General features: G+C 61.6%; 22 protein-coding genes and 1 pseudogene. 9 read left to right on the plus strand and 14 right to left on the minus strand.

What is annotated here, in order from left to right:
* The first annotated feature begins 146 nt into the window (after nucleotides 1–146).
* On the plus strand, nucleotides 147–872 hold the full coding sequence (locus tag AC2444_RS16830) for a sugar transferase (protein WP_017994975.1): 726 nt from the start codon (nucleotides 147–149) through the stop codon (nucleotides 870–872).
* 130 nt (nucleotides 873–1,002) lie between these two features.
* Here AC2444_RS16830 and AC2444_RS16835 read toward each other — a convergent pair.
* Nucleotides 1,003–1,817, minus strand: a pseudogene (locus AC2444_RS16835) (LuxR C-terminal-related transcriptional regulator).
* A gap of 399 nt (nucleotides 1,818–2,216) precedes the next feature.
* Between AC2444_RS16835 and sciP the strand changes: the two are divergent.
* Nucleotides 2,217–2,492, plus strand: a complete 276-nt coding sequence (gene sciP, locus AC2444_RS16840; protein WP_007533628.1) for a CtrA inhibitor SciP — start codon at nucleotides 2,217–2,219, stop codon at nucleotides 2,490–2,492.
* Nucleotides 2,493–2,515: 23 nt separating this feature from the next.
* Here sciP and AC2444_RS16845 read toward each other — a convergent pair whose 3' ends face one another.
* Nucleotides 2,516–3,082 carry a paraquat-inducible protein A gene (locus AC2444_RS16845; protein ID WP_017994976.1) on the minus strand — a complete coding sequence of 189 codons (567 nt, stop codon included), beginning with the start codon at nucleotides 3,080–3,082 and terminating at the stop codon, nucleotides 2,516–2,518.
* Nucleotides 3,083–3,137: 55 nt separating this feature from the next.
* On the opposite strand from AC2444_RS16845, the gene AC2444_RS16850 reads away from it, so the two are divergent.
* The gene (locus AC2444_RS16850; protein WP_012758703.1) at nucleotides 3,138–3,416 is read left to right on the plus strand and encodes a GNAT family N-acetyltransferase; all 279 of its coding nucleotides are present in this window, start codon (nucleotides 3,138–3,140) and stop codon (nucleotides 3,414–3,416) included.
* A gap of 204 nt (nucleotides 3,417–3,620) precedes the next feature.
* Here AC2444_RS16850 and AC2444_RS16855 read toward each other — a convergent pair whose 3' ends face one another.
* Complete coding sequence (locus AC2444_RS16855; RefSeq protein WP_003542353.1) at nucleotides 3,621–3,971, minus strand: hypothetical protein; 351 nt, start codon at nucleotides 3,969–3,971, stop codon at nucleotides 3,621–3,623.
* Between the two features lie 436 nt (nucleotides 3,972–4,407).
* Here AC2444_RS16855 and ctrA point away from each other — a divergent pair, with 436 nt between their 5' ends.
* Nucleotides 4,408–5,109 carry a response regulator transcription factor CtrA gene (gene ctrA, locus AC2444_RS16860; protein WP_003542362.1) on the plus strand — a complete coding sequence of 234 codons (702 nt, stop codon included), beginning with the start codon at nucleotides 4,408–4,410 and terminating at the stop codon, nucleotides 5,107–5,109.
* 335 nt (nucleotides 5,110–5,444) lie between these two features.
* On the opposite strand, the gene AC2444_RS16865 is transcribed toward ctrA, so the two are convergent.
* Nucleotides 5,445–5,807: a response regulator gene (locus tag AC2444_RS16865; protein ID WP_003542364.1), complete on the minus strand. Its 363-nt coding sequence runs from the start codon at nucleotides 5,805–5,807 to the stop codon at nucleotides 5,445–5,447.
* 121 nt (nucleotides 5,808–5,928) lie between these two features.
* On the minus strand, nucleotides 5,929–6,576 hold the full coding sequence (chpT, locus tag AC2444_RS16870) for a histidine phosphotransferase ChpT (RefSeq protein WP_003542366.1): 648 nt from the start codon (nucleotides 6,574–6,576) through the stop codon (nucleotides 5,929–5,931).
* Nucleotides 6,577–6,770: 194 nt separating this feature from the next.
* Between chpT and AC2444_RS16875 the strand changes: the two genes are divergently transcribed.
* Together AC2444_RS16875 and AC2444_RS16880 are read left to right on the plus strand one after the other, a co-directional pair.
* Nucleotides 6,771–7,358 (plus strand): DUF1134 domain-containing protein, encoded by a 588-nt coding sequence (locus AC2444_RS16875; RefSeq protein ID WP_012758704.1) that lies wholly within the window; start codon nucleotides 6,771–6,773, stop codon nucleotides 7,356–7,358.
* A gap of 116 nt (nucleotides 7,359–7,474) precedes the next feature.
* Nucleotides 7,475–8,641 carry a coiled-coil domain-containing protein gene (locus tag AC2444_RS16880; RefSeq protein ID WP_012758705.1) on the plus strand — a complete coding sequence of 389 codons (1,167 nt, stop codon included), beginning with the start codon at nucleotides 7,475–7,477 and terminating at the stop codon, nucleotides 8,639–8,641.
* 70 nt (nucleotides 8,642–8,711) lie between these two features.
* On the opposite strand, the gene AC2444_RS16885 is transcribed toward AC2444_RS16880, so the two are convergent.
* On the minus strand, nucleotides 8,712–9,536 hold the full coding sequence (locus AC2444_RS16885; protein WP_012758706.1) for a TrmH family RNA methyltransferase: 825 nt from the start codon (nucleotides 9,534–9,536) through the stop codon (nucleotides 8,712–8,714).
* A 7-nt stretch (nucleotides 9,537–9,543) separates the two neighbouring features.
* Complete coding sequence (locus tag AC2444_RS16890; protein ID WP_012758707.1) at nucleotides 9,544–9,930, minus strand: hypothetical protein; 387 nt, start codon at nucleotides 9,928–9,930, stop codon at nucleotides 9,544–9,546.
* Nucleotides 9,931–9,973: 43 nt separating this feature from the next.
* Here AC2444_RS16890 and AC2444_RS16895 point away from each other — a divergent pair, with 43 nt between their 5' ends.
* Both AC2444_RS16895 and rpoH read left to right on the plus strand, forming a co-directional pair.
* Nucleotides 9,974–10,999 (plus strand): RluA family pseudouridine synthase, encoded by a 1,026-nt coding sequence (locus tag AC2444_RS16895; RefSeq protein ID WP_012758708.1) that lies wholly within the window; start codon nucleotides 9,974–9,976, stop codon nucleotides 10,997–10,999.
* A 189-nt stretch (nucleotides 11,000–11,188) separates the two neighbouring features.
* Nucleotides 11,189–12,097 carry an RNA polymerase sigma factor RpoH gene (gene rpoH, locus AC2444_RS16900; protein ID WP_003561986.1) on the plus strand — a complete coding sequence of 303 codons (909 nt, stop codon included), beginning with the start codon at nucleotides 11,189–11,191 and terminating at the stop codon, nucleotides 12,095–12,097.
* A 123-nt stretch (nucleotides 12,098–12,220) separates the two neighbouring features.
* On the opposite strand, the gene AC2444_RS16905 is transcribed toward rpoH, so the two are convergent.
* The gene (locus AC2444_RS16905) at nucleotides 12,221–14,746 is read right to left on the minus strand and encodes a hypothetical protein (RefSeq protein WP_012758709.1); all 2,526 of its coding nucleotides are present in this window, start codon (nucleotides 14,744–14,746) and stop codon (nucleotides 12,221–12,223) included.
* Nucleotides 14,747–14,806: 60 nt separating this feature from the next.
* On the minus strand, nucleotides 14,807–16,105 hold the full coding sequence (locus tag AC2444_RS16910; protein ID WP_012758710.1) for an adenylosuccinate synthase: 1,299 nt from the start codon (nucleotides 16,103–16,105) through the stop codon (nucleotides 14,807–14,809).
* A gap of 193 nt (nucleotides 16,106–16,298) precedes the next feature.
* On the opposite strand from AC2444_RS16910, the gene AC2444_RS16915 reads away from it, so the two are divergent.
* Nucleotides 16,299–17,216 (plus strand): DMT family transporter, encoded by a 918-nt coding sequence (locus AC2444_RS16915; protein WP_012758711.1) that lies wholly within the window; start codon nucleotides 16,299–16,301, stop codon nucleotides 17,214–17,216.
* A 24-nt stretch (nucleotides 17,217–17,240) separates the two neighbouring features.
* On the opposite strand, the gene AC2444_RS16920 is transcribed toward AC2444_RS16915, so the two are convergent.
* The 5 genes from AC2444_RS16920 to AC2444_RS16940 all read right to left on the minus strand — a co-directional run bounded on the left by AC2444_RS16920 (nucleotide 17,241) and on the right by AC2444_RS16940 (nucleotide 26,506).
* Nucleotides 17,241–18,089 carry a GNAT family N-acetyltransferase gene (locus AC2444_RS16920; RefSeq protein ID WP_012758712.1) on the minus strand — a complete coding sequence of 283 codons (849 nt, stop codon included), beginning with the start codon at nucleotides 18,087–18,089 and terminating at the stop codon, nucleotides 17,241–17,243.
* A 368-nt stretch (nucleotides 18,090–18,457) separates the two neighbouring features.
* Nucleotides 18,458–20,275 (minus strand): putative bifunctional diguanylate cyclase/phosphodiesterase, encoded by a 1,818-nt coding sequence (locus AC2444_RS16925; protein ID WP_012758713.1) that lies wholly within the window; start codon nucleotides 20,273–20,275, stop codon nucleotides 18,458–18,460.
* Nucleotides 20,276–20,406: 131 nt separating this feature from the next.
* Complete coding sequence (locus AC2444_RS16930) at nucleotides 20,407–22,191, minus strand: IlvD/Edd family dehydratase (protein WP_012758714.1); 1,785 nt, start codon at nucleotides 22,189–22,191, stop codon at nucleotides 20,407–20,409.
* A complete protein-coding gene (locus AC2444_RS16935; RefSeq protein WP_012758715.1) occupies nucleotides 22,188–23,099 on the minus strand; it encodes an NAD(P)-dependent oxidoreductase in 912 nt (303 codons plus the stop codon). Before AC2444_RS16935 ends, AC2444_RS16930 begins: the two co-directional genes overlap by 4 nt.
* Before the next feature lie 206 nt (nucleotides 23,100–23,305).
* Nucleotides 23,306–26,506, minus strand: a complete 3,201-nt coding sequence (locus AC2444_RS16940; protein WP_012758716.1) for an efflux RND transporter permease subunit — start codon at nucleotides 26,504–26,506, stop codon at nucleotides 23,306–23,308.
* Nucleotides 26,507–26,562 lie beyond the last annotated feature (56 nt).

The raw sequence follows: 26,562 nt of genomic DNA on the forward strand, positions 1-26,562 counted from the left end.
CGATATTTCTCTGGACACCATTACACAATTGTCGCATTTTTCCGTTTTAGTAGGGTTACCAAGACCTAAGTGCAGCCCTGGTGACAGGGTAAACCATTGATCGCCTTTTGCCGCCGCGCCCCCTCGAAGACAACAGAGTACGATCCTTGAGCATCACGGAACTAAACAACAGCATTTCGACAGAGTCCTTCCGGCCGAGCCGCCGCCAGCAGCCGAGCCTGAAGATCCAGACCCCTGTTATCCACAGCGATGCGCCGCAGGCGCCGTTGCTGGATCTGGTCCTGAAGCGGGCGTTCGACATTGTTTCGTCGTTGAGCGCCCTCCTCGTCCTCGCCCCTTTCCTTCTGTTCGTCGCCCTGCTGATCAAGATCGACAGCCCGGGGCCGGTGCTCTTCAAGCAGACCCGCTGGGGCAAGAACTGCAAGGCCATCAAGGTCTACAAGTTCCGTTCCATGCGCACCGACCTCTGCGACGTCTCCGGCGTTGCCCAGACGGTAATGAACGATCCGCGCGTCACGCGCATCGGCGCCATTCTGCGCCGTACGAATGTCGATGAGTTGCCGCAGTTGCTGAACGTGCTGCTGGGCCACATGTCGGTCGTCGGTCCGCGCTGCCATGCGATCGGCATGCGCGCCGGCGGCGTGCTCTACGAAGAACTCGTACCGGAATATCATCAGCGACATGCGATGCGTCCCGGCATGACGGGTCTTGCCCAGATGCGCGGCCTGCGCGGCCCGACCGATCGTCCGGCCAAGGCGCGTGCCCGCATCGCCAGCGATCTCTACTATGTCGGGAATTTCTCGATCTGGATGGATATGCGCATCGTTGCCGGAACCGTCGTGTCGGAGCTGACCCGCGGAAAAGGCTTTTAAAGCGCGTCGCGATCTTTCAGATCGGCTCCTCGCGCTTTCGGTCGTTGTTTTCACGCATGTCGCGCAAACCGATGCACACTTTGCGCGACATGCTGCCAAGCTTTAGCTTTGTGAGAAAGGACCGGCTGCCTCAGAGCAGCCGGTACCGGAATGCTCCGGCGACCGTCTGCATGCGGCTGACCGAATCGAGCTTGCACATCGCGCTCTTCAGATAACCCGCCACCGTATGCGACGAGAGATCGAGAATGATTGCGATCTCGTCGCTGCTCTTGCCGACAGCGCCGCTCGTCTTTTTAGACGCGCAAAGGACGCTGTAGCACTTTGAATTGCTGCGTGATTCCCTAAATCAATTCGTGGCAGGCATTCGATTTCGCGCCGGGTGAGCGTCTCCAACGGACCATCCTCCACGCCGCCGCTACGCGAAACCTTATCCAGAAGCTCCATGCAGCCGGAGAGCAGCGCCATCGCCTGCTCTCGCGTGGGCATAGGACAGCTGCCTGAAAAGGCGAAGGTGTATTGTTTCAGGTCAGCATCATGCTGCGCGAAGGCGAAGGTATTCTTCAGCCCGTGCATCTGAAAGAGCCTGTCGAGTTTGCGGTTTTCCTGATTGGCGGCGCTGCCCGCAAAAGACCCCTCCTCGCAGAAGACCGGCATGATCGCCCGCTTCATCGCGGTCACCAGTCTGCCGCAATAGAAGAGATCGGCAGCGTCATAAAAGCCGACAAGGCTTTGCAGCCAATTGCTGATCAACCGGTTTTCGGCGAAATCCGTGCGGTCGCCCCGCGGGAAAGCCGAGAGCAGATAGAAATCGAAGCCCACAAGCTTCGCCATCACCCCGAGCCGTTCCTTACCGTCGTTAAACGAAACCCCGACGCCATCGGCCTGCGAAGGCGAAAATGCAGCATCCTCAGCGCAGTCGCCGACTGCGCGTCCACGTCTTTTCATCTTTGTATCCTCGTATAGCCAGCTTCGGCTCAGCCTTGCTGCCGGCGGCGAAAAGTTCGGGTCGGGGCATCAGCAAAGACGGCTTCTTCGCCGCATCCCGAGGACACGAAGCCTCAAAAGCGCGAACTGGACCGATACAGCGGGACGAACGTAGACGACGTCTTGCGCTCATTCTTATGTTGCCGCACGTATCAGATCATCCCGGGAAATCAGCTAATATTTATTCCGCATGGCTCCCATGCAGGCGCTGCAAATTGACGTAGCAGCATGCCGCTGCCCGACGTCACCAGCCGGGCGGGCGTCTAAATTTGTTATCAAAGTCTTACGATGGGTTTAGGCAATTTTTAAATGTGGCAGGCTAGAGTGGGGTTCGTGGTCTTGCGTTGTGTAGAGAGTCCAATGACCGAAATGATACGTCCCCGAGTAAAATATGTCATCGGCCCCGATGGCAGCCCCCTGACGATCGCGGATCTTCCGCCGCCCAATACGCGGCGCTGGGTGATTCGCCGGAAGGCAGAGGTTGTCGCGGCTGTTCGCGGTGGCTTGTTGAGCTTGGAAGAGGCCTGCGAGCGTTACACGCTCACGGTCGAAGAATTCCTCTCCTGGCAGTCGTCGATCAACAGCCACGGTCTTGCCGGCCTGCGCACCACGCGCATCCAGCAATATCGTCACTGATCACACCCCAGCATTGACGACATTTATTTCGGGCCGGACGCATCTCCCGTTAGGGAATGAAGAAGGCCCGAAATCATTGACGAGGCTGCGTAGCACCAAAGGCCCGGCTGCGTGAATGCATCCGCCAGCCCCGTCGTCTTCGCCGCCGCAATGACGATCGCGACCAGCAGCACATCCATCATCGACCACTTGGACAGATGCGGTACGACGCGACGATAGAACAGGCTGCCGGCCCCACCGCCGGCGGCCGTCGCTTCCGCGGTGATCCCCATCGCCTCCACGGTGATGCCGACCATCTTCAGAAACGGGAGCAGGATCGAAACCAGGGCGACGATTGCCGCCAGCAGCCCGTCCCCGCCTTGCCATAGCGAGACGATGATTTCGATCAGCGACGGCGTCTTGTCGAAAAAATACAGCGTCTCGAAACGGACCAGCGGCAAGACGAGACCGAGCGCCAGGAAGAACGGCGCGGCCACGAGAAGCACGGGGCGAGCCATCGAAAGCGCACTCATTGCCCTGAATCTCTTATCGATCCGACATTTTGCATGAACACTCTGTCTCCTGCCTGTATTGCCTCTACGGCTTGGCACGACCGCGCTGCCATGTCACGGTCCGCTAAGACAATATCCGTTACGAGGAAAGACAATGGACATTCGAAGTGAGGAAGGCGCCTCCGGCGGCCGCTATGCGGCCGAGGTCGAAGGGCACGAGGCGGAGATGACCTATTCACGCACATCGCCGAAGCTCGTCATCATCGATCACACGGCCGTTCCCGATGCGCTGCGCGGAAAAGGTGTCGGCCAGGCACTGGCGCTCCACGCCGTGGAGGCAGCCCGCACCGGCGGCTGGAAGATCATCCCGCTCTGCCCTTTCTTCAAGGCGCAGGCGCAACGCCATACGGAATGGAAGGATGTCGTGAATTAATGCATGTCGCCCAAAAACGCACAGCGCGTTTTGGGACAGGACATGCATAAGACAAATCGTCCCCGCGGGGGACGAATCTCGTTTCCCATGGGAGCGACGCATAAGGCAAACACCAAAAGCCATGTATAACGGACAGCGCGCCCATCATACATGGCTTCTCAGTGGCGATCCCAGGGCGCCAAAGCCGGCACCCAGCCGTTTCTGTTACGCCCTTGCTCTGGCGCCGCCGTCACGCTCTTCCAGCGCTGTGGCCCTTGCATATTCCGCCTGCATCTCCTCGAGCGCCATTTCCAGCGTCTCTTCCTGCATCTTCAGTTCCTTGATCGAAACCTGCAGGTTGTCGGCCCGCTGACGCGCGGCCTTGGCGAAGGTCGGATAAGCAAAGTGATTCGGGTCGGAAATACCGGACTTCTTTTCCTCGACAACGATCTGGCTCTCCAGATCCTTCGTCATCCGTTCGAATTCGGACATCATCATCTGCAACTGCTGCAACTGACGTCGTTTTTCGTTCACCTGAAATTCCTTCAGGCGAACGAGACTTTCTCGCGACTTCATACGCATTACTCCCGTGATGCGAGACCCCGGCTCAACTTGAAACCGCCCTGCGCGCCGCTTTGACACGGTTTGCTAAAAAATTTCCTGCGATATTAACAAATACCTACCGCTGGTAACCTTTCGTTTACGGGCATCGTTAATGATAGGCCCGATGATTTAAGGGTCGGTAAATGCCGCGGCATTAAGTTCGAACCTTTTCATTGGCGAGTCGGATGAATCACTTAGCGCTGTTTCCTAATGTTAAAGTTGAGGAACACCTTTTTGAGATTCCTATTGGAAAACAGAGAAATGGAAAAATTGTTTAATAAATTCGATACTCCTTGCCAGAGTGAATTAGAATTTGTTAACCATTTCGTGGCAGCTTTCAAATCACGTAGCGTGTTCGGTATCGTGTAGGGGGCCAGACCACCTTTCGGCGGCGGTAAAGGGGATAATTATGCGGGTACTTCTAATCGAGGATGACAGCGCGACGGCGCAGAGCATCGAGTTGATGCTGAAATCAGAGAGTTTTAATGTTTATACCACCGATCTCGGTGAAGAAGGCGTCGATCTGGGCAAGCTGTATGATTATGACATCATCCTTCTCGATCTGAACCTGCCCGACATGTCCGGATATGAAGTGCTTCGCACTCTTCGGCTGTCCAAGGTCAAGACACCGATCCTCATCCTGTCGGGCATGGCCGGCATCGAAGACAAGGTTCGCGGCCTCGGTTTCGGCGCTGACGACTACATGACCAAGCCGTTCCATAAGGACGAGCTCGTCGCCCGCATCCACGCCATCGTCCGTCGCTCCAAGGGCCACGCCCAATCGGTCATCATGACCGGCGAACTGATCGTCAACCTCGATGCCAAGACGGTCGAAGTCGGGGGCCAGCGCGTCCACCTGACGGGCAAGGAATATCAGATGCTGGAGCTGCTTTCGCTCCGCAAGGGCACCACCCTCACCAAGGAAATGTTCCTGAACCACCTCTACGGCGGCATGGACGAACCGGAACTGAAGATCATCGACGTCTTCATCTGCAAGCTCCGCAAGAAGCTCGCCAACGCTGCAGGCGGCGCCAACTACATCGAGACCGTCTGGGGCCGTGGTTACGTTCTTCGCGAGCCGGATGGTGCCGAATACGCCGAAACCGCCTGATATTTTTTTCCGATCCCCCTTGTCGGACAAACGAAGATCCCGCCTTTTCGGCGGGATTTTTCGTTTCTGCCTGCGGGCAATAAGAACCCACCCTCACAACACATGACCTCAGGCCGGATCGGCCTGAGATGCTCTGTCATTTCGATCTAGAGCATGTCTCGCAAAAGTGTGCAGCGGTTTTGCGATAAAGACATGCGGAAAAGCAAAGACCTAAAGCGTGGCAAGCGAATCTGAAAGATCGCGACGCTTTAGGAAATAGCGTAGGGCGGCTGAAACCGCTTGCACTCGGCATCATGCGCCAGTGATGCCGATATCGGCGAAAAGAGATCTGCCGGTCAGGCGGCGATCGCGCGGTTTCCGAAAACGGCGGTCAGGATCTTACGATCGAACGGCTTCAGCAGGAAGTCGGTAGCACCGGCCCGTTTGCCCGCCATCAGTTTCTTCAGATCCGCCTCGACGACGCAATAATAAATCTTGACCTCTTTGCCGCCTTCCATGGCACGGATGGCGGCGATGAGGTCGAGGGCGCCTTCCATGCCGGAATCGACGATCAGATATTCCGGCAGCTCCGCCTGGCAGCGCTGCAGCGCTTCGCCGGCGTTGGAGGCTTCGCTGACGAGAAAGTCGAGTTCGGAGAGAATGCGCTTGCCGACCTTACGGACGATGTCCGAATTATCGGTGATCATGAACCTTTGCATGGCCGCTCCTTTGCCCCCGCATTCGTCGCAGCAAGAGGCCTCTTACAACCCTGGAGAATAGGTCCATCAGGCTAACGAATCGTTACCGGACGGAGCGCCGACGCACGTCTGCGCTCCGAAATCAGGCTGCCGCAGCCACTGCCGTGAACACCAGTTCGTCGGCGCTGGCGCTGTGATCAAGCGTCATTCCGCACTCCTGCGCCAGAAGCACGGTGTAATAGGGCTGGATCGAATGGGCATCGATCGCCTCCTCGATCGTGCCGGTCGATATCTCGACGAATTTCGGCGGCAAGCGCATCAACTTGCCTTTGGACGTGAGCTTGAACTTGGCATCGAACTCGGGATTTTCGAGCGTTACCTCAAGCACGCCGCCGCGCGGAATGGCGGAATAGGCAACGAGGAAGAGGTTGAGCAGCAGCTTGACACGGTTCTTGGCGACGATCGCGCGCGGTCCGTTCCAGATCACCTCGGTCTTCTTCTCGGCGACGGCGAAATCCTTGGCTGCACGCTCGGCCTCGCCAGTGTCGATCGATGCGCCGACGGAACCCGACGCGCCGAAAGCGAGACGTGCGAATTTCAGGCGGACGGAAGCGTTGAGCGCGCTGGTGCGGATCAGGTCCATCGCGTCGGCATCGGCGCCGCCCTCATCCAGGAGTTCCAGCCCGTTGTTGATCGCGCCGACGGGCGAGATGACATCGTGGCAAACTCGGCTGCAAAGAAGCGCGGCCAGATCTGGGCCGGACAGGGTGAGATTGGGGTTCTTGGACATCATTGTCTCCTGATGGGCGGCAATTTCATTGCGCCCGGAATATGCTTCATCAAAATTGCGCGAAGTTTGCGATCGTACTCGATGCCATAATGACACCATATTTGGTAAACCGATTGTTAAGATCATCGGCGCAAAATGCACCAATCGCCGCGAGCGGTTGCCCGCTCCTAGCCAAACGACGAACGGATGACACCATGCGCCCTCGATTTCCGCACCGATTCATCGGCTTCTGCAGGTTACTTTCGGCCCTCATCTTCTCCTCGCTGATGGTTGCCGGGCCGGCTGCCGCCCAGGACAACGGCCAGTACACGATGCAGGAAATCGTCGACGCCGGCCACTCCTTCTTCGGCTCCGCCAGCGGCGGACTTGCCAAAGTGGTCGAGAGTGCCTTCCAGAAATATGGCCTGCCGAACGGCTATATCCTCGGACAGGAAGGCGGCGGCGCCTTCATCGCCGGCCTTACCTATGGTGAAGGCCAATTGAACACCAAGAACGCCGGCGAACATAATCTCTACTGGCAGGGACCCTCGCTGGGCCTCGATTACGGTGGCCAAGGCTCGCGCGTGATGATGCTGGTCTACGACCTGCCTTCCGTCAACGGCATCTATGCCCGCTTCGGCGGCGTCAGCGGCTCGGCATATGTGATCGCCGGCTTCGGCATGACGCTGCTCAAGAACAACGACGTGCTGGTCGTGCCGATCCGCACCGGCGTCGGCGCCCGCCTCGGCGTCAATGTCGGCTATCTCAAAATCACCCAGGCGCCGACCTGGAACCCCTTCTGAGGCCTCAAGGCCGCTGGAATCTGCCGCCGTCCCCACCGGCGGCCTTGCCATGCGCGTCACGCGTGCTTAATCATCGCGGCTGACCTCGTATCAACCTTCTTACCGATGGCCGCGCCGTGATCGAATATGCTCTCTTGTTCGGATTGGGCTTCCTGACCGCGGCCTTTCTCGTCTTTCTGGTCTCGCCCGCCGTTCACCGCCGCATCGTCTGGTATACGGAGAACAGGCTGAAAGCGACGATGCCGCTGAGCCCGCAGGAGGTTCGCGCCCAGAAGGATATGGTGCGCGCGCTCTATGCCGCCGAAAACGCCCGCACCGCCCAGGACCTTCTGCGTGAGCGCGAGAAATCCCTGTCACTCCAGCTTCGCCACGACGCCCTCGCCGTCGACGCCGGCAGGTTTGCCGCCGAGATCGGCGAATTGCAGGCCCAGATCGGCGAGATGCATGTCGAGGCGGCCGACCAGCGCTCGCATCTTCGCAAGGACGAGAACTATATCAGCCAGTTGAAGACCAATCTGCATATTGCCGAGCAGTCCGCTGCCAATAAGGAGAGCGAACTGACGACGATGAGGACGCGGCTGGGCAAACTCGGTGAACAGGCCGATGGGCTGAGGATAGACCTGGCCGCGCGCGAGACCGAGGCGGAGAGCCTGAAATTCCGCGTCAACGCGCTACGCGACGAACGCGACACGCTGCGCCAGGACGTCAGCCTGCTGCAGAAGCGCGCCAAGGATGCCGAACAGAAACTGACGCAGCAGCAGCATATGGTGATCCGCCTGGAGGACAAGGCCGCGCGCGAGAGCGCTTCCGCCACCGAAAAGGAAAACCTGGTCGCTCGTCGCCAGCAGGAGATCGCCAAGTTGAAGGAGCAGTTGAAGGCCGCCAACACCGAGATCCGCAAGGTCAACCGGGTGCTGCGCGACGCCGGCCTTGCCGGGTTGGTCGCGGAGCTGCCGGCGGAAATGACGGCCGAAGACACGACCACATCCACGTTCGACACCGCCATGATCACGGCTGAGATCGGCGAGGATGTCCGCAAGCGCAGCGCCGCCCTTGCCGAGCGCCTGCAAAAGGCAAAGGCCGTAACCGGACGCGACGGTGCGATCCGCGAGGAGATCGCCTCGATCGCCGCCAATATGGTGGCGCTGACCGCACTCAGCGAGGGTCCCGCCTCACCGATCCGCACGCTGCTCGTCGAAGCTGCGGAAAAGAACGCGAACGATCGTGTCAGCCTTGCCGACAGGGCAGCCGCGATCATCGCCGATCCCCCGCGCGCGCCATAGGACGCCCGGCGCGCCAACATGTTTGAATTGACGCAGAACCTGAAAATCGATTCCGATGAAAGGATGTGCGTTAGACCCGGCCCATCGCCGAGGCCATGGAAAACAACGCGATCCCCGTCGCCGTCGCGGCATTGAGGCTGTCGAGTTCCTCCGACTGCGGAATGCGCGCGCTCTGGAACCGCGCAAGCAGCGCCTCCGGCAACCCCTCGCCTTCAGTGCCGACGACGAGCGCCATGCGCGTCGAGGCGGGAATGGCGCGGATATCGGTCTTGCCGTGCGGAGAAAGCGTCCAGATGGCAAAGCCCCGTTCGGCAAGCGCCACGAGTACATCCAGCGCCTTGCCGCCGCGACGGTGCGGAACGCTCAGCACAGAACCGACCGAGACACGCAACGCCTTGCGGTAGAGCGGATCACAGGAGGTTTCGTCGAGCAGCACTGCATCCGCACGGAAGGCGGCCGCATTGCGGAACATCGAGCCGGCATTGTCGTGATTGGAAATGCCGCAGCCGACGAGCACCAGCGCCCGTTCCGGCAGCGCATCGAGAAGTGCCGCCTCGCCGCGGTCCTGTCGCCTCCCGAGCGCGAGAACGCCGCGATGCAGATGGAAACCGACAACGCCGTCGAGCACATCGGCCCCGGCGACATAGACCGGCACATCGGCCGGAAACCGCTCCAGGATCGGCAGGACGCCCTCGACGCGGTTGCGCAGCAGCAGGATCTTCTCGGCGAAAAAGCCGCGGCCTGCCGCATGCGCCTCGGCCAGCATGCGCAGCACGACCGTGCCTTCGGCGATGAAGCGGTTCTCTCGGCCTGTCAGGTCGCGCTCGCGGATCTCGCGGAATTCAGCGACGCGCGGATCGTCGGCGCTGTCGATGTCGATCGGGACGGCGGCCATGCCGGCCTCAATTGCCCGTAACAGTGACGTCGGCGACGGTGCGGCCGGTCCTGAGATCGTAAACCAGCGCCTTATTCTTGCCCTCGGCCGTTTCGCCGTAGAACAGGATCTGCCCGGCCGAAAACGAGGTGGACTGCACCTTGAAGCCGAGCGGCAAGGAAACGGTCGCCGCAAGCGGCGCATCCGAGGGCACGCCGGAGGCGGCAACAGCCGACGCCGTCTCCTTCGGTTCGCTGTGCATCACCTTGTAGACAACCGCGCCGAAGACCGCCATAAGGCTCACGAACATGATGGCGCCGGAAACGATCTGCAGGCGGACCATCTTGCGCCGGACACTTTCCATCGCCGGATCAAGGGGCTTCTCTTCCTGGTCGTCTGGCTCGATTGCTGTCATCTGTGCGTCCCGTTCTAAAAAAATACGTCGGAGAAGAAGCGTCTTGAGCGACCCCTTTAAACAAGCAGCCGGCAATAGAAAAGTCCTGACCGCCGATGAAAGCGCCGAAGGCCGGCTGGACGCCTGGCTGACGGCGCAGGTGGGCGAGGAATTTTCGCGCAGCCGCATCAAGGCGCTGATCAAGGACGGCCAGGTTTTTCTGCGCGGCGAACCCGTCACCGACCCGCAGCGCAAGGTGCGCACCGGCGATAGTTTCGAACTCACGCTGCCCGAGCCGGAAGACCCGACGCCGCAGGGCGAGGACATCCCGCTCGATATCCTCCATGAGGATGACGACGTCATCGTCATCTCCAAGCCTTCCGGTCTCGTCGTCCATCCCGGCGCCGGCAACTGGACAGGGACGCTGGTCAACGCGCTGATCCACCATTGCAGCAATACGCTGTCCGGTATCGGCGGCGTGCGCCGCCCCGGCATCGTCCACCGTCTCGACAAGGACACGACAGGCGTCATGGTCGTCGCCAAGAACGACATTGCCCATCGCCACCTGTCGCTGCAATTTGCCGACCATGGCCGCACCATGCCGCTGGAGCGGGCCTATCAGGCAGTCGTCTGGGGCCGGCCCCGCTCACTGTCGGGCATGGTCGATGCCCCGCTTGGCCGCGCCACCGGCGACCGCACGCGCCGTGCCGTCAAGCGCCCCGACAGTCAGGACGCCGACGAGGCGATCACGCATTACCAGGTGGTCGAGCGCTTCCATGAGAAGCCGGATGCGACCGCGTTCGCCTCGCTGGTCGAGTGCCGCCTCGAAACCGGCCGCACCCATCAGATCCGTGTCCATATGGCCCATATCGGCCATCCGCTGCTCGGCGACACGGTTTACGGCGCCGGCTTCAAGACCAAGGCCAATCTCCTGCCCGAAGAGATCCGCAAGATCGTCAACGGTTTCGGCCGCCAGGCGCTGCATGCCTTCATGCTGCAGTTCGAGCATCCCCGCACCGGCGAAATCATGCATTTTGAGGTGCCGCTGCCGGATGATATGGTCGAACTGGTCGAAGCGCTGCGGCGATAAAGCCGGGCTCCGAATGCCGCCTGCCCAACTCACACCTGCGTGAGCGGCACCTTGAACCGCCGTTTCGCCACACTTATCTGTATGTTGACTTAGTGCGGGCTCGGAGAGAGCCGCACGTCCCGGTTCGCTTTTTTTAACGCGACGATGCGTTTCCATCGGGAACCGGAATTCACTTTAGGAGGGTGCACTATGGCCCGAAATACCTTGCCGTCCATTACCGCCGGTGAAGCCGGTCTCAATCGTTACCTCGACGAAATCCGCAAGTTTCCGATGCTGGAGCCGCAGCAGGAATACATGCTCGCCAAGCGTTATGCCGAGCATGGTGACCGCGATGCCGCCCACAAGCTCGTCACCAGCCATCTTCGCCTCGTCGCGAAGATCGCGATGGGTTATCGCGGCTACGGCCTGCCGATCGGCGAAGTCGTCTCCGAAGGCAATGTCGGACTGATGCAGGCCGTCAAGAAATTCGATGCCGAGCGCGGCTTCCGCCTCGCCACCTACGCCATGTGGTGGATCAAGGCCTCGATCCAGGAATATATCCTGCGTTCGTGGTCGCTGGTGAAGATGGGCACGACCGCCAACCAGAAGCGCCTGTTCTTCAACCTGCGCCGGCTGAAAGGCCGCATCCAGGCAATCGATGACGGCGACCTGAAGCCGGAGCACGTCTCGGAGATCGCCACCAAGCTGAAGGTCTCGGAGGAGGAGGTCATTTCGATGAACCGCCGCCTCTCCGGCGACGCCTCGCTGAACGCGCCGATCAAGGCGGCCGAAGGTGACGGCGGTCAATGGCAGGATTGGCTGGTGGACGACCATGACAGCCAGGAAGACGTGCTGATCGAACAGGATGAGCTCGACACCCGCCGGCGCATGCTGGCGAAAGCGATGAGCGTGCTGAACGAGCGCGAACGCCGCATCTTCGAGGCTCGCCGCCTCGCTGAAGATCCAGTGACACTGGAAGACCTTTCGACCGAATTCGACATCAGTCGCGAACGCGTTCGCCAGATCGAGGTCCGCGCCTTCGAAAAGGTGCAGGACGCGGTTCGCAAGGAAGCCCTGGAACGGGCCAAGGCCGTCCGCGTCGTTGAAGCCACGGCATAACCTGCCGCGTGATACAATTGAAGAAGGCGGGTCCTTGCGGCCCGCCTTTTCTTTTTCATTCATCTCTGTCCGCAGCCTCAGCACCCCATCAAGATCTGGGAGCGCTGGCATTGCGTAAACACCTCATTGGCTCGTCGACACATCTCCGAGCGCGGTCCATTCCTTGATCGCAGTATTGAAGGCGTCCGTTCCCGTACCGCCCTTTTCCATCGTCAGCAGCGCGCGGCGGCCGTTGCGGTAGGTGATCGGAATATCGATCCAGTTGCGGGTCGACATCAGGTCGAGATTGGCCTTGCGCGCATCAGGGTAGTCGTTGAGCGCGATCATATGGAAATCGTCGGTGATCTTGGCCGGAACCGCGATCAGCGCATCGCCGCGGTCCTGTTCCGTGCGCTTCATCGAGATGCGCTGGACACTGTCGATGCTGCCGCCTTCGAAATTCGGCGGCACCGAGAAGACGATCTCGACGAGATGGCTTGCCGGCAGCGACGGATCGGAATTGCGTTTGAAGGTGACGAGAGCCGAGAGATTGCGCTCAGGAACCGTGACATTGCCCTGCACCGTCGCCTCCTGCCGGCCGCCCTGGCCGGCCTCGTGCTGCACGCTCCAGACGACCGATCCCTCGATCGCCGTCGGCGAGCTCTGGCCGATGCGCTCCTCATAGAGGAACATCTTTTGCGACGAACCGACGGGCGCGGCCTGCGGCGGCGATGCCGCCGCACCGTTCGGCGTCGGCGTGGCGGCGGGTGCCGCATCACCCTGCGCGCTGGCAGGCGGCGTATCGGCTGCCGCGACATTCTGTTCGGCCACCGATTTTCCTTCCGCGGTCGGCGTTCCCGGCACGGTCGCCGGTCCGCTATCGACCTCAGTTCCATCAGTCAGCAGCCGCTGGGTGAATTTCGAATTGGCCGCAGCGCCGTCATTGTTCATTGACGCTACCTGCGGGTTCGGCTGTGCCGGCGTCGCTGGAGTATTCTGCGCTCCTGGTGCGGTCGGCTGGGCTGGCGTCACCGCGCCCGGCTGGGCAGGCGTCGACGAACCGTCCGGCGGCGTTGCCGCCTCGTTCCTGGTCGCCTGCGACGGTGCCGAGCTGACGAGCCCGTCGACCATCGCCACCAATGCCTCTCTGTTCGTCCAGCCTGCATAGGCGCCGCCACCAATCAGGATGAGTGCGAAGATGAGCGTGATCACGGTGCCGATGCCGAAGCGGCGGCGCTTCGGTTCCATACGGAAGCTCTTGCCCTGCAGCTTGGAGGCGACAATCTGATCGATATCCATCGACGGATTGGCGTCATCGTCGTCAGCGGCGACCGAGCCGCGGCGGTCGTAGCCGCGCAGCGCTTTCGCTTCTCGCCAGTCCTCGCTCGGCGCGCCGCTAGCGGGCGCCGGCTTGCCGTTGTGCACTTCCGCGAAAATATCGACATCGTCGAAATGAGAGGCAACCGGTGTCTTCTTACCGCTGTCGGCCTCGATCGGCGGCAGATCGTCGAAGGCGGCCGTCTCCCAGGAAAAACTTTCCTTGGCGGCCGGCATGATGGCGGCGGGTGCCACTTTTTCGAGGCTCGATATCACCTCCTCGAAGGCGCGCGCCGAGGCATCGGCGGTAATCGGCGCCGGCGCCGTCTCCGAATATTGCCGGAGTTCCTCTTCCGCCCATTCGGTCTCCGCATCCTTGGGCGCCGGAGCCGGCGTTTCGGCAACGGGCTCGGTCCAGACGGGGTCGAAATGCGCCGCAGCTTCGGCCTGCAACGGCTCCTCGCGGCTGTGCTCGACGAACTCCTGCGGACGATCGAAATCGGCGACCGGCTCTACAAGGCGGTTGGATGCATGATCTATGCCGCGGGTGATCGGCTGCAACGGCTCGACGGGCTCGTAAGCCTCCTCGGCCTCCGGCTCCTCGCTTTCCACCGCCGCCGGTTCGGCCGCGATCTCGTCGGCTTCCAGGGCATGCTGCCCGTCGGCACGGTCTTCGTCGGCTTGCTCGCTGCGATGCGCGGCAGGCGGCTCCCAGCCGCCATGTTCGGCCGGCACGTCTTCAGCAGCGACGTCGCGCGCCTCGCTGGCATGCCATTCCTCGGCCGGCGCTTCCTCCTCATGCGAGGGATGCCAGTATGTTTCGGCCGGACCGGATGTCTCCGGCGAAACCGGTGTCTCGGCGGAAACAGGGGTTTCCGCGGGAGCGGCTGTTTCAGGGGAAACGAGTGTTTCCTGGGAAAGAGGTTCCTCGGCAGCGACCTCTTCCTCAGCCTGCTGCGGTGCGGCGGCTTCCACGTGATCGGGCTCGTCGGCGGCCTCGGCCGCCTGCGGTTCCGCATAGGCTTCGTATGCCGGTTCCTCGACTGCCGTCTCCGGCGCCGGTTCGCTTTCGTCGTGAACCGCTTGCTCTTCGAAGGATTCCGACGCGGTGACGGCTGCAACCGGCTCGTCGAGCGGCATCGCCTCGGAGTGTTCGCCTTCCACTTCGCGGATGGCAGCCTCGAGCTTTTCGAGCTGGCGTTGCAGCATGGCTTCCGGCGGACGCGGCTTCATGTTCTCGAGCTGCCGCTGCACTGCGCCGCGGGCACGTTCGTAGACCTTCACCCGCATCTCGGGGGTATTTTCAGCCAGGCCGTCGACGGCCCGCCGAATGACTGCAATAAAATCCGCCATCAGTACTTTCTCAAGAAGTCCGGTACTCTACCGAACCATCCTCCACAGTGACCCGTGAGCTTAATCCTCAAACGGATCGGTCACAAGTATCGTGTCATCCCGCTCCGGGCTGGTGGAAAGGAGCGCGACGGGTGCCCCGATCAGCTCTTCGACCTGGCGAACATATTTGATCGCCTGTGCCGGCAGATCCGCCCAACTGCGGGCGCCGACGGTCGATTCCTTCCATCCCTCCAGGGTGACGTAGATCGGTTCGACCCTAGCTTGCGCTCCCTGGCTTGCGGGAAGATGATCAATCTGTTCGCCGTCGAGCATATAGCCGACGCAGATCTTCAATTCCTCGAGACCGTCGAGCACGTCGAGCTTGGTGAGCGCGATGCCCGTGATGCCGTTGGTAGCGACTGACTGGCGCACAAGTGCCGCGTCGAACCAGCCGCAGCGGCGCTTACGCCCCGTCACAGTACCGAACTCATGCCCCTTCTCGCCCAGGAACTGGCCAATTTCGTCGGTGAGCTCGGTCGGGAACGGGCCTTCGCCGACGCGCGTCGTATAGGCCTTGGTGATGCCGAGAATGTAACCGAGCGAGCCGGGCCCCATGCCGGAACCGGCTGCCGCCTGGCCGGCCACCGTGTTCGAGGAGGTCACGAAGGGATAGGTGCCGTGATCGATATCGAGCAGGCTGCCCTGCGCGCCTTCAAAGAGGATGCGAGCACCCTTGCGGCGCTCCTTGTCGAGGAAGAGCCAGACCGTATCACGGAAAGGCAGCACCCGATCGGCGATCGAGGTCAGCTCGTCCATGATCGTCTGGTGGCTGACTTCGGCAACGCCGAGGCCGCGGCGAAGCGCATTGTGATGCGTCAGAATACGGTCGACCTTGCCGGAAAGACTCTCGATATCGGCAAGATCCATGACGCGGATGGCGCGGCGGCCGACCTTGTCTTCATAGGCCGGGCCGATGCCGCGGCGCGTCGTGCCGATCTTGGTGCCGCTGTTCGACGCCGCATCCTCGCGCATCGCGTCGAGCTCGCGATGCAGCGAAAGAATGAGCGTCGCATTGTCTGCAATGCGCAGATTGTCAGGCGTGACCGTCACGCCCTGTGCCTCCAGCCGGCCGATCTCGGCGATCAGCGCATGCGGATCGACGACGACGCCGTTGCCGATGACGGCCATCTTGCCCGGGCGCACGACGCCGGACGGCAGCAGCGAGAGCTTATAGCTCGTGCCGTCGATGACGAGCGTATGGCCGGCATTGTGTCCGCCCTGATAGCGCACGACAATATCCGCACGCTCCGAAAGCCAGTCGACAATCTTGCCCTTGCCTTCGTCACCCCATTGCGAACCGACCACGACTACGTTCGTCATCCAACTCTTCCTGTTACCGGCGCGGAACCGCGCACCTGCTCAAACCCGCGCATCTATAAAGCTTTGTTTTTTGGAAAGCGACCCTGTTGTCACAGCAGATTGGGCTTTTTACGTGACAAATCAGCAGCCGGCAGGCTATTTCCCGTCACAAAACGCCGCGCTCGGCGATCGCGGAAAGACGGGAAGAACGCTCTTGCAAGCCACGGCCTATATTTGCCTCGTTATCGCCACCCTCTGCTGGGGCGGCAACTCCGTCGCCGGCAAGCTCGCGCTCGGGCATATCAGCCCGATGATGCTAACCTTCCTGCGCTGGTTCCTTGCCGTCGCGATGATCGCCGCAATTTCGCTACCGCAACTGCGGAAGGACTGGCCGGTGGTGAGGAAGAACCTGCCGCTGCTCCTCTTCTACGGCGTCATCGGCTACACCCTTTTCAACGCTATGCTTTATTCGGCCGTGCAATATACGACGGCGATCAACGTCGCCATCGAGCAGGCCGGCATCCCGATGCTGATCTTCCTGCTGAATTTCATGTTCTTCCGTACCGGCATCTCGCTGGCGCAATGTCTCGGTTTCGGCATGACGCTGATCGGCGTCGCTCTGACCGCCGCGCATGGCGACCTCGCAACGCTGCTGCAACTCAGCCTCAACCGCGGCGACGGGCTCATGCTGATAGCCATTGCCGCCTATTCCGTTTACACGATCTTCCTGCGCTGGAAGCCGCCGCTCGACTGGCGCACGCTGATGGCGGTCCCGGCGCTCGGCGCCATGCTGACCTCGCTGCCGCTGCTCCTCTGGGAGGCCGGCCGGGGTGCCGCGCAGTGGCCGGACCAGGCCGGCTGGGTCATCACTCTCTACACGGCGATCTTCCCCTCGCTGGTGGCACAGATCCTCTATATCAAGGGCGTCGTCGCAATCGGCGCCAACCGCGCCGGCCTCTTCATCAATCTCGTGCCAGTGTTCGGAACGCTGCTCTCCGTCGCCCTGATCGGCGAGCAGCTGCAGTCTTTCCATGTAATCGCACTGGTACTGACCTTGGGCGGCATTGCCATCGCCGAAAAGGGCCGTCCCAAAGCTTCGTCGCCGACCGTGCCCGCCTCACCCGTGGATTAAAGCCTTCCCGGTCGGGAAAAGGCTTTAACCAAGCTCCAGCGTCGTCACGCCGAAGACGTGCTTCAGCGGAATGGCCGGCGCCGACCCGCGATACATGCGTGTCGTCTCGAACACCGGTTGAAGACCGATGCCTTCGGCAAGCGCGACCGCCTCGTGGTTCTCTGCGGGAATATCGATGAAGACCGCGGCCCCCTTCGCCTCGGGGATCAATTCGGCAAGCAACGCCGCGGCGCTGTCGGCATCATTGGCAAAGAGCGGGCCGACCTTGTAGCCCTCGTAGCAGCGGCGGATCGTGGCGTAACCGCGGATCTTGCCGCTCTTGCGCACCACCGCCGAACGGCGGCCCCTGCGGCCGGTGCACCAGGAGGTGAGGAAGGCATCCCGCGGCTGCGGAAAGATCGCCGAATCATAGCGCTGCAGGCCTTCGAGGCGTGAATCCAGCACCGGCTGCGCGACAAGCGTCGAGACCGGCAAGGAGGTGGCGACGCCGCCGTAGCGAATGGTGGAATAGGCTGGCTCGAAGCCGGCCTTGCGGTAGTTGTCCTGCTGTGCGGCGACGCCGTCGAGACCGATCGTGCGGTCTCCCGCGCTGGCAATGCCCGTCTCCCAGATCGCCTTGCCATAACCCTTGCCGCGAAAATCAGGATGGACGATGTAAAGGCCCAGGAAGGCGAAACTCTCACCATATTTGACGACCGAGATCGAACCGACGGGGACTTCGCCGATGGAGCCGACGAAAAATCCTGACGGATCGGCCTCGAGGAATGCAAGCGAATCGTCGAGGCCAGGGTTCCAGCCTTCCTGACGCGCCCATTCGAGCACGAGTTCCAGTTCGCCGGGCCGCATCGAACGAACGGCAAATTCCGAATTCATGCGACTTTCCTAGATTAAATGTCCCGCAAGTCCATCCCGGCAACGGCAAAGCAATTGTCGGGCCCCAGCTCCCGATTGCACCTGCGAACGATGGAGAGCCGCGCTCATGGACTTGACGACGCGTATAATCATTTTTCGATGCAATACAGAAAGCTTCGTTTCCGCATTACCATGAAACAATGCCGTTGCAAGCTCAAGAAAATTACTTGCACGCCAATTATCTTCCTGCGGATGCGAATAAAAAGCCGCGCCGAAAAGAGACCGCCTGCGAATTTGAAAGACGAGAGAAGCGTTCGTCCAAAATCACCTCCGCGACGCGGCAAAAACCGGGAGCGATGACAGTCGCCAGCGGACGGGTCGCCGGCCGTTCAGTTGCCCATCGCGGTCTTCTGCTTTTCGATTCGGCTCGTCATCGATGAGAACAGACGATCTGTCTCCGCCGCCGGTGCGGGATAACCGAACGCATAGCCCTGCAGGCCGTCGCAGCCGAGTTGCGCCAGCACGACGGCATGCGCCTCGGTCTCGATGCCCTCGGCGATCACCTCGACATCGAGTGCCTTGGCGATTTCCACGATCGAACCCACCACGCGCCGCTGTTCGGCCGAGCTGACGACCTCGGTGACGAGTTGCCGGTCGATCTTCAGCCGTTTCGGCCGCAGCTTGACGAGACCGATGAGCGAGGCATGACCGGATCCGAAGTCGTCAATCTCGATGTCGATGCCCATCTGCTTGATACCGCCGATATGATCGAGCAGTTTTTCGTCGCTGTCGTCGAGGAAAATCGTTTCGACCAGTTCGAAGACGATCACGCCGGGCGGGATATCGAGCTTCCTCAGCTTGTCGAGCAGTGCCGGATCGGCAAGCCGCGACGCCGAGATATTGACGGCGATGCGCGGAACCGCAAGGCCGCGCAACAGCCAGAACAGCCGGTCTTCGAGAACGCTTTTGAGGATCGCCGCGTCGATCTCCGCCGCAAGTCCGTGCTCATCGGCAATCTTCAGGAATACCCCCGGAGCGAGCACGCCCTTCTCCGGATGTTTCCAGCGCGCCAGCGCCTCGAAGCCGATGACCTCCCGCGTCCGGGCGTCGAGCTGCAGCTGATAATAGGGAAGGATCTCACCGCGCTCCAGCCCAAGCTTCAACTCTTCGGCGAGGCGACGCTTGGAGCGCAGATCCTCCTGCAATTGCCGCGTGAAGAATTCGACGCGGTTGCGCCCGAGCTTCTTGGCCTGGTAGAGCGCCAGGTCGGATTCGGCCAGCAGGTTGCGCGCACGCCGATCGCCGCTCCAGGAAACGCCGATCGAGGCGCCGGATTGCAGCATCTCCTGGCCGAAGCGGATCTTCTTCCGCAGCCGACGCTGGACGTCCTCGGTGATCAGCTTCAGCTCAGTGAGATCGGCGAAATTGACCAGTACGATGACGAATTCATCGCCGCCAACGCGGGCGACCACGCCATTTGCAGGAATGGCGGCGGTGATTCTAAGTGCTGCGGCCCTGAGAACGGCGTCGCCAGCGGCATGACCGTGGCTGTCGTTAATCTGCTTGAACTGGTCGAGGTCAAGATGCAGCACGGCAAGCGTCGTGATGCTTTTGTCGGCTGGCAACTCCGCCAGCCGCTTGTCGAGAAGGCGCCGGTTCGGCAGGCCGGTGAGATAGTCATGATCGGCGACATGCTCGATGCGGGCATTGCTTTCCTCGAGCGCCAGCGCCCTCGCCTCGGCCACCACCTTTTGCCGCGCCAGTTCCGCGTTGAGCAGTATGTCGGCCGTCACATCCCATTCGGCGCCGATGAAGGAAGGCAGACCCTCCGCATCGACATAGAAATGCGCGCGCGAACGCAAATGGCGGATTTCACCGCTCGGCAGCACGATCCGAAATTGCGAATTATAGGCGCCGCGCGTCGTTATCGCCTGCTCGAAGTCGCGTTCGGCCCGCTCGCGATCATCGGGATGGATGGCATCCGACCAAAGCGATGCCGGCACCAGCCGGCACGTCTCGCCGGTCTCGTAGAGACGATGCATCTGTGCATCCCACAAGATCCCGTCCTGCTCGATGCTGTGCTCCCAGACACCGATCTGGGATGCATCGAGAGCGAGTTCGAGCCGACGCAGAAGATCCTGGAACTCCCGTTCGGATCGTGTGGCTTTGATCTCTGGCAACGCGGTCCCAGCCTTAGAAGCTTGCATAACGGCAATATGGTCTCAAGCCGGCATTAATGAAGCCTTGTGCTGATGACCGAACTAATGACTAGGTGAACTGTTCGTTACGACTTTCCCCTTTTGGATCAAAGGACTTGCAGTCTGCGGCACCTTTAAGATCAGTGGTTGTGCCGCGGCGGGTTTTTTGCGATCTGGCGGAATTCCGCCGCTCCCTCCAGCACCGCGCCGTCCGACAATTGCGTCACCGAGCGGCGGTAGATCTGCTGCCACGGCGTCGCATCCGCCGGCACTGGCGGGATGCCGTCGCCCTTGCGCCGTTCGATCTCGGCGTCCTCGACCAGCATGTCGCAGCGCCCGTGGTTGAAGTCGATGCGGATGATATCGCCGGTACGAAGCCAGGCGAGGCCGCCTCCCGCTGCACTCTCCGGCGAGGCGTTGAGGATCGAGGGACTGTCCGCCGTGCCCGACTGGCGGCCGTCGCCGATCGTCGGCAGGCTGCTGATGCCGCGCTTCAGGAGATGATCCGGCGGCTGCATGTTGACGACCTCAGCCGAACCCGGCCAGCCGATCGGCCCGGCGCCGCGGATGGCGAGGATGGTGTTTTCGTCGATACCGAGTTCGGGATCGTTGATGCGCTTGTGATAGTCCTCGGAACCGTCGAAAACCACCGCCCTGCCCTCGAAGACGCCTTCGTGCCCGGGTTCCTCAAGGTAGCGCCGGCGGAAATCCTCCGAGACCACGCTCATCTTCATGATCGCGAAATCGAAGAGATTGCCTTTGAGAACGAGGAAGCCCGCCCGCTCCTTCAGCGGCTCAGCGAACGGCTTGATAACCTCGCGGTCGCGCGCTTCCTTGCCCTCTAGGTTCTCGGCGATCGTCCTGCCCGTCACCGTGCGACAGTTGCCGGCGAGCTTTCCGGCCTGCAGCAACTCCCACATGATCGCCGGCGTACCGCCGGCACGATGAAAGCGCTCTCCGAGATAGGCGCCCGCCGGCTGGACATTGGCCAGCAGCGGGATATCGAAACCATGTACCTGCCAATCGTCGGGATAGAGTTCGACGCCGGCGTGCTTCGCCATCGCGGCCAGATGCGGCTGCGCGTTGGTCGAGCCGCCGATCGCCGAATTGGTGCGGATCGCATTCAGGAAAGCCTCGCGCGTCAGGATATCCGACGGCTTCAGATCCTCGAACACGATTTCGACGGCGCGTCGCCCGGTGCGGTAGGCCATCTGGCCGCGTTCGCGGTAAGCGGCCGGAATGGCGCCACAGCCGGTCAGCGAAAGGCCGAGCGCCTCGGCCAGCGCATTCATCGTCGAAGCGGTGCCCATCGTATTGCAGTGGCCGACGGAAGGCGCAGAATCGAGCGCCGCCTGCAGAAATTCCTCCCGATCGATCTCGCCTGCCGCATATTTCCGCCGCATCCGCCAGATCACCGTCCCGGAGCCCGCCAGCTCCCCCTCGTGCCAACCGTCGAGCATCGGCCCTCCGGAGAGCACGATCGCCGGAATATCGACCGTCGAAGCAGCCATGATCGCTGAAGGCGTGGTCTTGTCGCAGCCGGTGGTCAGCACGACACCGTCGAGCGGATAGCCGTAGAGGATTTCGACGAGGCCGAGATAGGCGAGATTGCGGTCGAGTGCGGCCGTCGGGCGCTTGCAATTCTCGAAGATCGGATGCGTCGGAAACTCGATCGGAATGCCGCCGGCATCGCGGATGCCGTCGCGCACCCGCTTGGCAAGCTCGACATGCACTCTGTTGCAAGGCGTGAGATCGCTGCCGCTCTGGGCAATCCCGATGACCGGCTTGCCGGAGCGCAGTTCTTCCGGCGTGATGCCGTAATTCATGAAGCGCTCCAGATAGAGCGCTGCCATGTCGATATGATCGGGATTGTCGAACCAGTCCTGCGAACGCAGGCGCCGCTTCGGCGAATGGCTGTCCGTCACTGTTTTTCTCCCGGCCGGGCATTCTTCTCTTCGAGATGGAGGAGCAGGCCACTGTGATCCTTTTCGCCATTGCCATTGGCGACGAATTCGCTGAATTCGGCATGCACCGCCGCCGTCAGCGGCAGCGTCAGCGACAGGGTCTTGGCCGTCTCCATGGCGGCGTTCAGATCCTTCAGCTGGTTGCTGGACGAACCGCCTGGGGTAAACTGCCGCTCGACCATGCGCTTGCCGTGCAGCTCAAGGATACGGCTCTCGGCAAAGCCGCCGCGAATGGCGTCGCGGAAGGCGGCCTGCGAGCCGCCGCCCGCTTCGATCAGCATCATCGCTTCGGCGACGGCGCCGATCGTCACGGCGACGATCTGCTGGTTGGCAAGCTTGGCGAGCTGGCCTGCCCCGCTCGGACCGACGCGGGTCACCCGCCCCATCGGCGCAAAGATATCCGCAAGCCCGTCGATCACGTCCTTGTCACCGCCCGCCATGATCGCAAGCGTACCCGCTTCCGCCCCGACGACGCCGCCTGATACCGGCGCATCGACGTGATCGACGCCGCGTTCGGCAAGCCTTGCAGAATGGTCGCGGGCGAAATGCGGGGCAATCGAACTCATGTCGATGACCGTTGTGCCAGACGTCATCGCATCGACCGCTCCGCGGTCGAACAACACGTCCTCCACCGCCTCGGCGTTGGTCAACATGGTGATGACGACGTCGGCGCCCGAGACGGCATCATCAGGTGTTTTCGCGCAGACCGCGCCGTCTTCCGCAAGCGCCTCGGCCTTGCTGAGATCGCGATTCCAGACGGTGACGGCAAAACCCGCGCCCAGCAGCCGGCGAGCCATCGGCGCGCCCATCAGGCCGGTGCCGAGAAAGGCGATCCGCCTGCCGTCATGACCTTCTCTCGAACTCGTCATTCAGTCCTCCCAACTGTTGTCCGTCTTTGATAGTCTCCTCGCCCATCGTTGCAAACCGTTTTGACGGACGTAACGCATTTTTGTCATATGCCCTGGAGGGCGTCGTCCGAAGGCCGCGCGCACTTCGGCATCATGCCTTGAAAACGATACGGGCGAGAACCGAAGTTCCCGCCCGATTTACCCGACAAAGGAAGGTTGAATTCCGTTTATTCCGCCGCGAGCCGGATGACCTCCGCCTCTTCTTCCTTGTGTTCGTCCGGCTTGTGCTGGACGAGCGGACGGTTACCCGTCAGCCGCCGTAGCAGCACGTAGAACACCGGCGTCATGAAGATGCCGAAGAAGGTCACGCCGATCATGCCGGAGAAGACCGCGACACCCATGGCCGCGCGCATTTCCGCGCCGGCGCCTGTAGAGACGACGAGCGGCACGACACCCATGATGAAGGCAAGGGAGGTCATGAGGATCGGGCGAAGGCGAAGGCGGCTGGCCTCGATTGCGGCCTCCCGCGGTGTTCTTCCCTCGAACTCCAGTTCGCGGGCGAATTCCACGATCAGGATCGCGTTCTTCGCCGATAGACCGACAAGCACCACAAGACCGATCTGGGTGAAGATGTTGTTGTCTCCACCGGTGAGCCAGACGCCGGTCAGCGCGGCCAGCACGCCCATCGGCACGATCATGATGATCGCAAGCGGCAGCGTCAGGCTTTCATACTGGGCGGCCAACACGAGGAAGACGAGCAACAGTGCCAGGGGGAAGACGACGATGCTCGAATTGCCGGCCAGGATCTGCTGATAGGTCAGATCCGTCCATTCGAAGTCGATGCCCGCAGGCAGGGTCTCGTGAAGGATCTTCTCGATTGCCGCCTGCGCCTGGCCGGACGAAAAGCCCGGTGCCGGACCGCCGTTGATATCGGCGGCAAGGAAGCCGTTGTAGCGGTTCGCGCGTTCCGGACCGGTGCTCGGCTCCACCTTCAGAAGGGCCGAAAGTGGGATCATCTCACCCGATGCCGAACGGACCTTCAACTGGCCGATATCTTCCGGCTGGGCGCGGAATTTCGCATCGGCCTGCACACGGACGCTGTAGGTGCGGCCGAAGGCGTTGAAGTCGTTGACATAGAGCGAACCGAGATAGATCTGCAGCGTCTGGAAGACGTCGGTGACGGAAACCCCGAGCTGCTCGGCCTTGGCACGGTCGAGATCGGCATAGAGCTGCGGCACGTTGATCTGGAAGCTGGAGAACAGCCCGGCGAGTTCAGGCGTCTGGTAGGCCTTTGCAAGCACGGCCTTCGTGGCTTCGTCGAGCGCCTGGTTGCCGAGGCCGGCACGATCCTCGATCTGCAGCTTGAAGCCGCCGGTCGTGCCGAGACCATTGACCGGCGGGGGCGGGAACATGGCGATGAAGGCATCCTGGATGACGCCGAACTTCTGGTTCAGCGCCATGGCGATTGCGCCGCCCGAGAGATCAGGCGTCTTGCGCTCCTCGAAGTCCTTCAGCGTCACGAAGACGATGCCTGCATTCGAGGAGTTGGTGAAGCCATTGATCGACAGGCCCGGGAAGGCGATCGCATTGGCAACGCCCGGCTGCGCCAGCGCGATGTCGGTCATCCGTTTGATGACGTCTTCCGTGCGGTCGAGGCTTGCGGCATCCGGCAGCTGGGCGAAGCCGATCAGATACTGCTTGTCCTGCGATGGCACGAAGCCGCCGGGAACAGTACTGAAGAGACTGTAGGTCGCACCGACCAGTGCCAGATAGATCACCATGACGATGCTCTTGCGCGACAACAGCCCGCCCACGCCCTTGCCGTAGGCATTCGAGCCCGCGCCGAAGACACGGTTGAAGCCGCGGAAGAACCAGCCGAAGATGGCGTCCATGAACCGCGTCAGCCAATCCTTCGGCTGATCATGGCCCTTCAGGAGAAGGGCTGCCAGTGCCGGAGACAGGGTGAGTGAGTTGAAGGCCGAGATGACGGTCGAGATTGCGATCGTCAGCGCGAACTGGCGGTAAAACTGACCCGACAGGCCGGAGATGAAGGCAAGCGGCACGAAGACCGCGACGAGGACCAGCGCGATCGCGACGATCGGACCGGAGACTTCCTTCATTGCCTTGTAGGTGGCAGCCCGCGGCGACAGGCCATGCTCGATATTGCGCTCGACGTTTTCGACCACCACGATCGCGTCGTCGACGACGATACCGATCGCAAGCACCAGGCCGAACAGACTGAGCGCGTTGATCGAGAAGCCGAAGACATACATCACCGCGAAGGTGCCGATGATCGATACCGGAACCGCGATCAGCGGGATGATCGAGGCGCGCCACGTCTGCAGGAACAGGATGACGACGAGGACGACCAGCGCAATGGCCTCGAGCAGCGTGTCGATGACCTTCTCGATCGAGGCACGCACGAATTTCGTCGTATCGTAGACGATCTCGTACTTGACGCCCTCAGGCATGGCGAGCTGCAACTGATCCATGGTCGCGTTCACATTGTCCGCGATCTCGATCGCGTTCGAACCCGGCGCCTGCAGCACAGCAACTGCGACGGCCGGCTTGCCGTCAAGCAGCGAACGCAGGGTGTAGTCCGCAGCACCGAGCTCGATGCGGGCGACATCGCGAAGGCGGGTGATCTCGCCACTGGCGCCCGTCTTGACGATGATGTTGCCAAATTCCTCAGGCGTGCGCAGGCGGCCCTGGGCATTGACGTTGAGCTGCAGGTCCACACCCGGTTGGCTCGGCGATGCGCCGATGATACCGGCGGCGGCCTGGATGTTCTGGGAGCTGATCGCGCTGCTGATGTCGCTGGCGGCAAGATTGTGCTCGGCGGCCTTCTGCGGGTCGATCCAGACACGCATGGAATAGTCGCCGGCGCCGAAGACCTGCACCTGACCGACGCCTGCAATGCGGGCGAGCCGATCCTTGACGTTCAAGGTCGCGTAGTTGCGGAGATAGGTGATGTCGTGACTGTTCCCGTCAGAGACGAGGTTGACGACCATAATGAAGTTGGGCGAACTCTTGACTGTGGTGATGCCGAGCGAACGGACTTCCGCCGGCAGGCGCGGTTCGGCCTGCGAAACGCGGTTCTGCACGAGCTGCTGCGCCTTATCAGGGTCGGTGCCGAGCTTGAAGGTGACGGTGACGTTGAGCACGCCGTCCGATGTCGCCTGGCTAGCCATATAGAGCATGCCTTCGACGCCGTTGATCTGCTCTTCGAGCGGCGTTGCCACCGTTTCGGCGATGACGCTTGGGTTGGCGCCGGGATAGGTGGCGCGCACGACGATCGACGGCGGCACGACCTCCGGATATTCGGAAATCGGCAGCGCGCGCAGGCCGATCAGGCCGGCGACCAGGATGAGGACCGAAAGAACACCGGCAAAGACCGGGCGGTCGACAAAGAATCTGGATATGTTCATATCAAAGCCCTCTCCGGGGTGAACATGGATACAAAGTCCCTCTCCGGCGGTTTGGG

Source organism: Rhizobium sp. WSM1328, from assembly GCF_057653715.1.

Bases quoted from the DNA above. Each gene is read 5' to 3' on its own strand.
- AC2444_RS16890 (WP_012758707.1), bottom strand. From the start codon at position 9,930: ATGACAGCAATCGAGCCAGACGACCAGGAAGAGAAGCCCCTTGATCCG.
- AC2444_RS16865 (WP_003542364.1), bottom strand. From the start codon at position 5,807: ATGCAAAGGTTCATGATCACCGATAATTCGGACATCGTCCGTAAGGTC.
- AC2444_RS16850 (WP_012758703.1), top strand. From the start codon at position 3,138: ATGGACATTCGAAGTGAGGAAGGCGCCTCCGGCGGCCGCTATGCGGCC.
- AC2444_RS16935 (WP_012758715.1), bottom strand. From the start codon at position 23,099: ATGACGAGTTCGAGAGAAGGTCATGACGGCAGGCGGATCGCCTTTCTC.
- AC2444_RS16920 (WP_012758712.1), bottom strand. From the start codon at position 18,089: ATGAATTCGGAATTTGCCGTTCGTTCGATGCGGCCCGGCGAACTGGAA.
- AC2444_RS16910 (WP_012758710.1), bottom strand. From the start codon at position 16,105: ATGACGAACGTAGTCGTGGTCGGTTCGCAATGGGGTGACGAAGGCAAG.
- AC2444_RS16905 (WP_012758709.1), bottom strand. From the start codon at position 14,746: ATGGCGGATTTTATTGCAGTCATTCGGCGGGCCGTCGACGGCCTGGCT.
- AC2444_RS16885 (WP_012758706.1), bottom strand. From the start codon at position 9,536: ATGGCCGCCGTCCCGATCGACATCGACAGCGCCGACGATCCGCGCGTC.
- AC2444_RS16925 (WP_012758713.1), bottom strand. From the start codon at position 20,275: ATGCAAGCTTCTAAGGCTGGGACCGCGTTGCCAGAGATCAAAGCCACA.
- chpT (WP_003542366.1), bottom strand. From the start codon at position 6,576: ATGTCCAAGAACCCCAATCTCACCCTGTCCGGCCCAGATCTGGCCGCG.
- ctrA (WP_003542362.1), top strand. From the start codon at position 4,408: ATGCGGGTACTTCTAATCGAGGATGACAGCGCGACGGCGCAGAGCATC.
- AC2444_RS16855 (WP_003542353.1), bottom strand. From the start codon at position 3,971: ATGAAGTCGCGAGAAAGTCTCGTTCGCCTGAAGGAATTTCAGGTGAAC.
- rpoH (WP_003561986.1), top strand. From the start codon at position 11,189: ATGGCCCGAAATACCTTGCCGTCCATTACCGCCGGTGAAGCCGGTCTC.
- AC2444_RS16940 (WP_012758716.1), bottom strand. From the start codon at position 26,506: ATGAACATATCCAGATTCTTTGTCGACCGCCCGGTCTTTGCCGGTGTT.
- AC2444_RS16875 (WP_012758704.1), top strand. From the start codon at position 6,771: ATGCGCCCTCGATTTCCGCACCGATTCATCGGCTTCTGCAGGTTACTT.
- sciP (WP_007533628.1), top strand. From the start codon at position 2,217: ATGACCGAAATGATACGTCCCCGAGTAAAATATGTCATCGGCCCCGAT.